Source organism: Pseudomonas sp. P5_A2_2 (assembly GCF_054177685.1).
In genome coordinates this window covers 1-1,018 of record NZ_JBGCUL010001351.1, presented here as the reverse complement: position 1 = coordinate 1,018, position 1,018 = coordinate 1, and the positions used below count along the sequence as shown (strand labels likewise).

Here is a 1,018-nt window from a genome sequence, read left to right as displayed (position 1 = left end):
ACACTCACCGATCCGGGGCAGTTTCGACGCTTTGGTGGGTGGATGGATAAGCCGGACGATCTGCAACTGCAGCTACAGGGCGATGTCAGCGCCGACGTGATAGTGGTCGGTGCCGGCTTCGCCGGCCTGTCCACCGCACTGGAGCTGACGGCTCGCGGGGCCAAAGTCATCGTCCTCGAGCAAGAGTTTGCCGGCTTTGGCGCCAGTGGGCGCAATGCGGGCTACCTTGCCGGCAGCATGGGGCTTGAGTTCGAATTKTTCGTCAGTCGAGTGGGGCGCGAGCGGGCGAAGCAGATCGTCCGTTTCTACGATGCAGGCGTCCCCTATGTGGAAAAGCGGTTGATCGAACTGGGCATCGACTGCGACTACAACCCTTCCGGGCTCATCCGCGCCGTCGTTCATCCCTCGCAGGAAAAGCGACTGCGCAAGAGCATGGAAGTCGGGCTCGATCTGGGTTCGGTCACGCGCTTCGTGGACCAGGCCGAGATGCGTGCACGCGGGATTCCTCCAGCCTTCCTGTTCGGTTGCACCCAGCACGGCGGCACGCTGGATCCGGGAAAATACATACTGGGGCTGCGCCGTGCAGCGATTCAGGCGGGCGTGAAGCTGTACGAGCAAACTCCGCTGCTGTCCTATAGCGAGGGGCGAACCATCACCTGCAAGACCTCGCACGGTAGCGCGAGTGCGCCAATCATGGTGCTGGCCACCAACGCCTTTACCCCACAACTGGGCCTGCTGCGCAATAAGGTCGCGCCGTTCCGGGTTTCTGCGATCGAAACCCGGCCGCTGTCCGCGACGCAGTTGTCATCGCTCGGCTGGCGAGGGCGCGAAGGCATTGTGACGCCGCATATAACCATGGAGAGTCACCGCCTGACTGCACGTAACACGCTGGTGCTGACCACCAAGCAGCTCAGTTACGTCTATGGCTCGAAGACGCCCAACGTGCCGGACGCCAGCGCCTATCGCGCATTGGGGCTGGCGCTGCATGAGCGCTTCCCGAGCCTGCGCGGTCTTGGCA

At 62.9% G+C, this 1,018-nt stretch carries 1 protein-coding gene; it reads left to right on the top strand.

Features of this window, described 5'->3' with window-relative positions:
- A partial coding sequence (locus ACXRVY_RS31345) for an NAD(P)/FAD-dependent oxidoreductase (protein ID WP_458239257.1) occupies window positions 1–1,018 on the top strand: 1,018 nt, incomplete at both ends.